A 7,974-nucleotide genomic window follows, 5' to 3' on the forward strand; every position below is an offset into this window, starting at 1 on the left:
TAAAAAGTTATTCTGAAAAACTAAATAAAAAATCCTTTGTTTTGACCTTGTTAGGGTGCGAAATGTGAGGCCCAAGACGACAACAAAGAAAAATTCGTCCACGACTTTATTCACGCTTGGGTGAAAGTCATGAACGCCGACCGCTTCGATCTTTTGAAAAAAACAAGAAAATCCGTTACAGGATAAACGAAAAAGCAGGCGGACGATCGGTCCCCTGCCTTTTTATTTCTCATAGATAACAACCCCATCACGCGCAATTTGCCGTGCGATTTCTTTGTTCAACGAGTCAGAAAACAACACATCGAACGAATAAATGCCAACGATTTCATCAATCGCATCGATGACTTTCCATTTTTGCTTTCCTGTATAATCGACGCACAAGTCGATATCGGAGTTGTAACGCGCCGTCCCTTTTGCACGCGAACCGAATAAAATGACTTTTTGAATACCTTCCTCACTTTGAAAATATGCCATTAGACGCTCAAATACGGTTTGGTTAATTCCATATGTTGTCACGATCAATCACTTCTTCTTTTATTTTTTGCAATAGCGCTTCGATTGGTTGAACGTACTCATCTACAATTTTTTGCTTTATTTGCTCATAATCTTCCTCGTTATATACGTGGGCCGTTGCATTACGAGAACTTAACATATCGTTCCATATGTCAATATGTTCAATCCAGCCTTCTTTGAAAGCTTGCCGATAGCATGCTCTGGGGCTGTGTAGTTCTAACCCAGATGCTTTAAAAATTTTTGATAACAATTTCCAAAGCTGATCTTCGAGAATTTCATATTTCTTCACGATTGAATCTCGATATACTTCTTTCATTAATTCATCTTCCGCCGGAATTTGCTTAGAAGCAGCAATAACATTTTTCAAGTGAAGCAATAAGCGAAACGCATATTGATATGATAAAACAATCGATTCTTTGTAGTTCTCCAATGAATGGTTCACATAAATACACTCCTTTCCGCATGTTTTTATTATAGTGTATTTGCTATCTTTTCTGCTTTTTTCTTAGCTTCCTATCTCCCCACCACGTTTTTATGCCTAAAAAGGCACTAGGAAAGCCGAACAAAACGAGAAACAAGCCGAGTACTCGGTCAAATGAGCCCGTCGGGTCAGTTAGTCTAAAAATACCGCTAATTCCAAGCAGGAAAGATAAAAGACTAAACACGATAAGTGAAAATGCATTATTTATGTACATGTATCTCACCTTCCTCTGTTCATTATACAACATCGCATCACACTGTTTGGCATCATTTTCTTATGCAATCACCAAAAAAGGACGCCAAAGCGACGTCCTGTTCGTAAAACGTGGAAAACAAATCGAACAGTGCCTAGCACCGTTCTAAAAAAGAGCGCTATCTCGCTCCTTCCTCGTTAAGCAAATCACGTACTTCTTCTTCCGGTAAATCCGTCAAATGGGCAATGTCTTTCGCGTTCATTCCTTTTTTCGCCATCGTACGAACGAGGTTTTTCATGCCTTCTTTCATGCCTTCTCTCAAGCCTTCTTGCTTCCCTTGCTCTAACCCTTTTTTCCAGCCTTCTTCAATCGCCTCACGCTCGCTTCGAATGTTTGTTAATTGATCGAGCAACCATTTGAGCCTCATTTCGTACGCATAACGATTTTCCGGATCCACGCTTAAACTTTCCCATTCTTCCAACGCTTCTAAAATTTCTTGTTCACTCCGCGCCAATTCTTCTAATTCGCGCAACATTTCTTCATCCACCCCCTTTGTTCGATTGTCTACTGCCGATAACATTGTCAGCCACGGCCATTCCGGCGCTCGCTTAACTTCGCGGCGGTATTTCTTCCATTTTACCATAAATTGTGATAAATCAAGCACGTGAAATTCAAGATGTGGGCTCCAAAGGAATTGTTCTTCGTCTTCGCGGATGTGAAACACGGTGTGGAAGCGGTCGGTTTCATGTGGAAAGAGTGGGTAGTTGAGGATTGCAATCATAATCGTTGAAGGAAGCGAGGAATATTTCTCTCCTTTCGACAAAGAGGCGGAAAACAGCCGCGCCCAGTAGTACAACAGCCGTTCTGGCATATCGTATTGGTTCACGACTTGAATTTCTACGTTAATTCGTTCGCCACGATTCGTGCGCACCAACACGTCTAACCGTCCTGCTTTCCCATCTTCTGTCACTTGCGTAATTTCGGTGTTTTCAAAATAAACATCGACGATTCGGTCATCTTCTTTTCGATGCAACAGTGCGTTTAAAAACGCAATCGTAATTGCCTTTCGGCTCGGCTGGCCAAACAGCTGCTTGAACATAAAATCGACTTTCAAATCGAGGTATTTCAGGAGGATCATCCTTTCGAGAAATGTTAAGGAGAAATAGCCGTACAACTTGATTAAAACAGAAAAAGAAGAAAAAAGCAAAACGCAAAAAATGAATTTTCTAGCGAAAAATTTGCGCAAAACAAAACGAGCGCCGTGGAAAAAGGCGCTCGAAAAGATGGGAAATACGATTTTTGTAAGTTGTATGATTCTTTTCCCGAGCATGCAAACAGCATCTTCCCCGTTCTCACTCTGGCAAGTCGATAATCCATTTGACCCAGCCAATGATGGTGCTTGCTCTTCTTCGGAATGTCGATTCAGAGGATATGTCATACAATTCGTATTGCTTCATTTTTTCCATGACGAAGTCTTTCGACACGCTTTGTCCGTTGCGTATATATTCGTTATACACGTCGTAGAATATTCGATGCTCCAGTATTTTTTCCGCGAGCGTTATATACTTTTCCCGATACGAAAGCGCCATTACCCGTCTTCCTTCGGCCGTCAATGCAAGTTTTACCTCGTCGCCTTCTCTATATTTTTCTGCGAGCCCCAAATAAATACAAGCATTGGAATAATAATCCGTCTGCCGTTTGTCAAAATTATAATTTTCCGTTATTTCGCTTTTGCTTAAGTCTCCTTGGTATAAAAGCCCAAGCAAATCGACAACACGAGCAAACGAATTCGCCTGTGGAAAAGGAACACGCGGTTCAGGCACAAACCGGATCGATTTCGCAACGTTCACGATATCAGACACAGTAATTTTCTGATGGGAAATGACATAGTCTTTTTGTTTCACAAGACGGTAAGAAGTAAAAACATTTTCGTCGGCAAATGTGTACATAAAAAAGCTAAAAACATCGTTTGAGTGAGTGAAAAAAATCGGAACGACTTCTTTCATAATCCGCTTCTTCCACACTTTAAACGGATAAAACAATTGTCTCACATTAAAGTCGTTCACCGCTTCTTTCTTCGCCTCAATAACAGCAAATCTCGTCTTTCCTTCATAACCGCCATCCACCTCAATTTGCGCCCCATTCACGCATATATGCTTCCGATGCCCTCTGTGACTCGCAATATCGTAAGCAAACTTTCCAGATCCCATTCGACCACTAACCGTATGCTTTGTTTCTTCACCTAAAAAGTCGTCGATCATGCCACTATGATAAGCAAAATGCAGCGCCGCACTTTCACTGTAAAGGTCATCTGCCTGAATCGTTTCGATATCATAGGGAATATTCATTGCTTGTGGCTTCATTTTTTGATATGTCACTTCCGCAAACGTGGAAAAATCCCCAATCACGTACGCACTACGGGAAATAGGCAAAATAGAAAGCCGATGGTCGGCGAAAATATCGGGCAGATGGTTTTTATGATCAAATTTGCACATCAAGCGCGGTTCGCGGTATTGACGGATTACATCGGCCGTAATTTCATAAAAACCGTTTTGTTCAATGTGCTGCAAAATACGATATTTGTCAAAAAGTTGTTCCCACGCCGCATCATTTTTCGTCTTTGTCACTGCTTCCCCCACCTTTATACTTCGTAGTTCGTCACTAAAATTTCGTGAATCGTTCCGCGGCCGTTTCCTTTCGAGTTAATGTTTCTGCGGGCTGTTACCCGTTCGATCGTAAAGCCAGCGTACAATTCATCAAAAAACGCATCCATCGGATCCGTGTTTTTCGGATCGGAGTTGCTTAACATTAAAAAAGCCCCTCGCTTGTCCAACTCACGATAATAATGTGCGAGCTCTCTTTGGTGGTCATCCGTGAAATCAAATTTGCTATAGGCGGTAAAACTTGAGCTCGCACTTAACGGGCGGTACGGCGGATCGAAATAGACGAACGTTTTATCGTGAACAAACCCCCTGCTCTCTTTATAGTCGCCTTGCATAATGCGCACTGTCTGCAAAATAGCGCTTGCGGCACGTAAATTGTCTTCGTCGCAAATCGTTGGATGTTTATAGTCCCCCATTGGAACGTTGAATTCTCCCTTTTTATTGACGCGAAACAGCCCATTAAAACACGTTCTGTTCAAAAAAATAAACTCGCTCGCCCGCTCAATTTTATGATCACCGTACGTACCAAAACGAAAGTCTGCTAATTTTTCATTAAACTGCTGCCGAATGTCGTAGTACATGACTTTTCGTTTTTCTTTTTCTAACGAAAGAAATAAGGTTTCTAATTCCGCAAGTCTGTTAATGAGCCTCTCCACATCTTTTTGCACTACTTCGTAGACAGTAATGAGCTCGTCGTTAATATCGAAAATGAACACTTCTTCGATAGGATACGTTTGCACTAATTCAAACATTACAGCACCGCTCCCGACAAACGGCTCAATATAACGATGAATCTTTCCTTCTTTCATTTCTTTCGGCAAGCGACGCATAATTTCATCTAGCAATTGCGTCTTTCCGCCCGCCCATTTTAAAAATGGCTTCGCTTTCACTTTACGTACTACCTCCAATTTCAGTCCTTAATATTATACCATAATTTTAAACAGTGCCGTACACCGATTGAATCCGTCTTTTCGTTAGTTGGATAAATAGCGGCTCCTGCTCAATTCCAATAAACCGTCGATTGAGGCATAATGCGCTAACTCCTGTCGTACCGCTTCCGCAAAACGGATCTAGTATAATATCGTTTTGTCTCGTAGAGGCGATAATGATTCGATTTAATAGTTGGAGAGGTTTTTGGGTAGGGTGGTTGCCAAATGTTTTTTCGTGAGAAGGAACATGTGGAATCGTCCAAACATCGGTCATTTGTTTCCCGTTGTTTTCTTTCACCATTGCTGCATAGTTAAAATAATGGCGGCTTTGGGGAGACTTTTTCGCCCAAATGATGTATTCATGGGAATGAGTAAACATTCGCTTACTCATATTTGGAGGAGGATCTGTCTTTTGCCAAACAATGCTATTTAAGATTTTAAACCCTAACTGATGGAGCGCTTGACCAACGGAATAAATATTATGAAACGTCCCTGTTATCCAAATTGTCCCATCCTCTTTCAAAACACGCTTGCACGCTTGAATCCATCGGTAGTTAAACTCGTCAATCTTCTCTCTATCTTGCTCTTTATCCCACTCTCCTTTATCCACACGAACGATTTTCCCTGATTTGCATGAAATCCCTCCGTTTGATAAAAAATACGGCGGATCCGCAAAAATCATATGAACAGATGCTGGTTGAAGATATGATAACGCTCGCAAACAGTCATCTCCAATGAGTACACAAGATTCGCTCATAACGACAAAGTGCTCGTTTATTTTGATGAAGCACGTATTCATCGTTCTCCCCCTATCATTGCATAGGAACTAGTAATTCATGAAACTGTGGTGCTATTTTTCATCCAAAAAACAGAAGCCCGGCGACTTCTGTTTTTTTGGTTACGATAGCCAATCTATAGAACAAGCGTAAACTAGCCCACGTTTGTTAGTATATCTGTATCAATCTCAATATTTACAAGGCTGGCGCCGCTAGGCAAGAGTTCTTTTAGCTTTTCGACAGACGAAGCTACAGGAATGTCCTCCCCTATTTCTTCCATATAGTCGAGCATTGTCAACAATACATCCTCTGCCATCTCTACTGCCTCCACCAACGTTTCCCCGTAGGTAAAGCAGTTGTCCAAATCTGGAAAAGTAACGATATAGCCATCGTCCTCTTCGGCTTTTTGAATGATTGCGTAAAATTGATATACAGCCATTGACTATCCTCCAGTCGTTCATTGTTCATGGACGTCTTGCCAACAAATCGATCATTTGTCGCTGCCGTTCTTCTAAAACCTTTGGTGTCCACTCATCTTTCTGGTCAATAAATACTTTGCTTCCTTTGAAAACGTCCATATGTCCTTTTAAGTAACGTTCCTTTTTCTGCTTAAAATCTAAGTTACTTAACGAACTATTTTTTCTCTTGCTAATGAGGACAAGGTTAGCAATTTTATCTGTCCAATACGCTCTCTCGTCCTCCGTGAAATCTTGTACCCATTGACTATTCTTATCCGGATTTTGTGGCAAAATATGCTCCACGCTTATGTTTTTATAACCAGATAAATGAACGGTGTTATCCCCCAATAAATACTCCATCTTTAACAACAAATACTTTGCATATTGCTTTTTGTACACGTTACCACTAATCTGCCGCTTAAACTCCTCCACATCCACTGAAAAAATGTCATCGTTATTTATTAAATCATTCACATTAGACACATCCGTTTGTTCAATGGCCTTTAAAATATTATTCATCGCTTCTAATCTCGGGGTTGAATTTACCCCAGAAATCCAATCACCAGCAAATTTAAATTCCAACTTCCGTAAAAATTCATCTATCTTATTTGTTTTAAACTTAGCGTAATAATACATGACAGGAGGTATCCAGTCCTCTGAACGGAATCCTATCTTCATAATAGTAATGAGATTTTTAAATGCGTTACTCAACTCATTATCAGCTAATTCGATGACATTTTCGTACACTTCATCATACTGTTTAATAAAATCTAGCGTTTCTTTTCCTTGCGTCAGCTTCCCAGCTTTATAAATCTTTTCCTCAAATTCTTCCAATAAATTTGTTCTCGCTTTCTCTTTTACGATAATTGTTCTGACGAAGTTTAGAAAACGATCAAATCCCTCTCCAAAACGCCCCTCGATCTCTTCCCAATATTTCGCATACTTTTTTATTTCTTTTTCATTATGCAATTGCCCGATGTTCATTGATTTAAGAATATCTGCGCTCGTTAAAGGGATACCTCTATCATTTAATATTGTGAACATCCTAAACGCATCTTCCGTATTATCCGTTGATACATAAATAACCAGTGCTTTATTAAAAATAAACTTAACAAATTCTCCTAGTTCTTCTTTATCTTCTAGCTGCTCTCTTAATACAAGTATCGCATTAGCCATATTGGAAATTGATACATTATCTTTTTCTTTTTCTACTTTCAATTCATCAATTAACGTAGTTCCATCTAAAGCAATAACATATTTCTTTATAAAGTCTTCTACTTGATCCCTAATCTGGTAGGTAATACGTTGCCTTTCAGGTACCATATCAAGTTCATCAGCTTCTTGATAAATTTTCTGCTGAAGGTTATTTTTAAACGCTCGTTCTTCTAGCAAATCTCTTAAAACAGCAAACATTAAAAAGAATGTGGTTAACCGCTGCTGCCCATCTAACACTTCATATTCTGCAAAATCTTTATTTTTTGTTCGCTTTAAAACGAGTGAACCAAGGAAATACTCGCTATCGCGTTTATTCATAAATGCGTAATACAAATCGTCAATTAAATCCTGTATATTTTCCGATTGCCAAACATAGGAACGTTGGTATTCTGGTATAACAAACCAAAAATCCGGCGAGAAAATTTTCTGTAGTACTCTTTTATCGGCATCTATTTTTCCATGTGTCATCGTATATACACCTCATTGTTAAGAACTCAGAAAACAGTGTTTGAACCCATTTTCTTGATACACTTACTGTTTCAATGTCATAAAAAACTGCTTCACCTGTTCCGGTTTTAATGTTCGAAGCAATTGGACAAATTCGGCATACTCGACTTCGTGTATGCTACGAATAGTTTCTATTTCATAACGGAGCGCCTCTTCAAACTCAGGAAAAACGGTGGCATACAGCAGCTGTCTTTGCTTCTCCAGCGGGTATTGGCGCTCTTGCAAATATAATAAAATAT

General features: G+C 39.9%; 8 protein-coding genes and 1 pseudogene. All 9 read right to left on the reverse strand.

Annotated elements, in window-relative coordinates; genetic code table 11:
• Positions 1 to 222: 222 nt before the first annotated feature.
• Positions 223 to 516, reverse strand: coding sequence for a nucleotidyltransferase domain-containing protein (locus M4I42_RS15740; RefSeq protein WP_268853015.1), 294 nt, complete (start codon positions 514 to 516; stop codon positions 223 to 225).
• A complete protein-coding gene (locus M4I42_RS15745) occupies positions 497 to 955 on the reverse strand; it encodes an HI0074 family nucleotidyltransferase substrate-binding subunit (protein ID WP_268853016.1) in 459 nt (152 codons plus the stop codon). The genes M4I42_RS15740 and M4I42_RS15745 overlap by 20 nt, the downstream gene beginning before the upstream one ends.
• Before the next feature lie 410 nt (positions 956 to 1,365).
• A complete protein-coding gene (locus tag M4I42_RS15750; RefSeq protein WP_442864121.1) occupies positions 1,366 to 2,316 on the reverse strand; it encodes an Rpn family recombination-promoting nuclease/putative transposase in 951 nt (316 codons plus the stop codon).
• Positions 2,317 to 2,539: 223 nt separating this feature from the next.
• Entirely contained in the window at positions 2,540 to 3,814 is a 1,275-nt protein-coding gene (locus tag M4I42_RS15755; protein WP_268853018.1) for a type II restriction enzyme, read from the reverse strand.
• Between the two features lie 14 nt (positions 3,815 to 3,828).
• On the reverse strand, positions 3,829 to 4,740 hold the full coding sequence (locus M4I42_RS15760; protein WP_268853019.1) for a DNA adenine methylase: 912 nt from the start codon (positions 4,738 to 4,740) through the stop codon (positions 3,829 to 3,831).
• Positions 4,741 to 4,786: 46 nt separating this feature from the next.
• A complete protein-coding gene (locus M4I42_RS15765; RefSeq protein ID WP_268853020.1) occupies positions 4,787 to 5,578 on the reverse strand; it encodes a DNA-methyltransferase in 792 nt (263 codons plus the stop codon).
• A gap of 131 nt (positions 5,579 to 5,709) precedes the next feature.
• Positions 5,710 to 5,994 (reverse strand): type II toxin-antitoxin system HicB family antitoxin, encoded by a 285-nt coding sequence (locus M4I42_RS15770; protein WP_268853021.1) that lies wholly within the window; start codon positions 5,992 to 5,994, stop codon positions 5,710 to 5,712.
• Positions 5,995 to 6,019: 25 nt separating this feature from the next.
• Complete coding sequence (locus tag M4I42_RS15775) at positions 6,020 to 7,696, reverse strand: DUF262 domain-containing protein (protein WP_268853022.1); 1,677 nt, start codon at positions 7,694 to 7,696, stop codon at positions 6,020 to 6,022.
• 63 nt (positions 7,697 to 7,759) lie between these two features.
• A pseudogene (locus tag M4I42_RS15780) lies at positions 7,760 to 7,974 on the reverse strand (YdbC family protein); the annotation flags it as partial.

This window comes from Anoxybacillus sp. J5B_2022, from assembly GCF_026847645.1.
GTDB lineage: Bacteria > Bacillota > Bacilli > Bacillales > Anoxybacillaceae > Anoxybacteroides.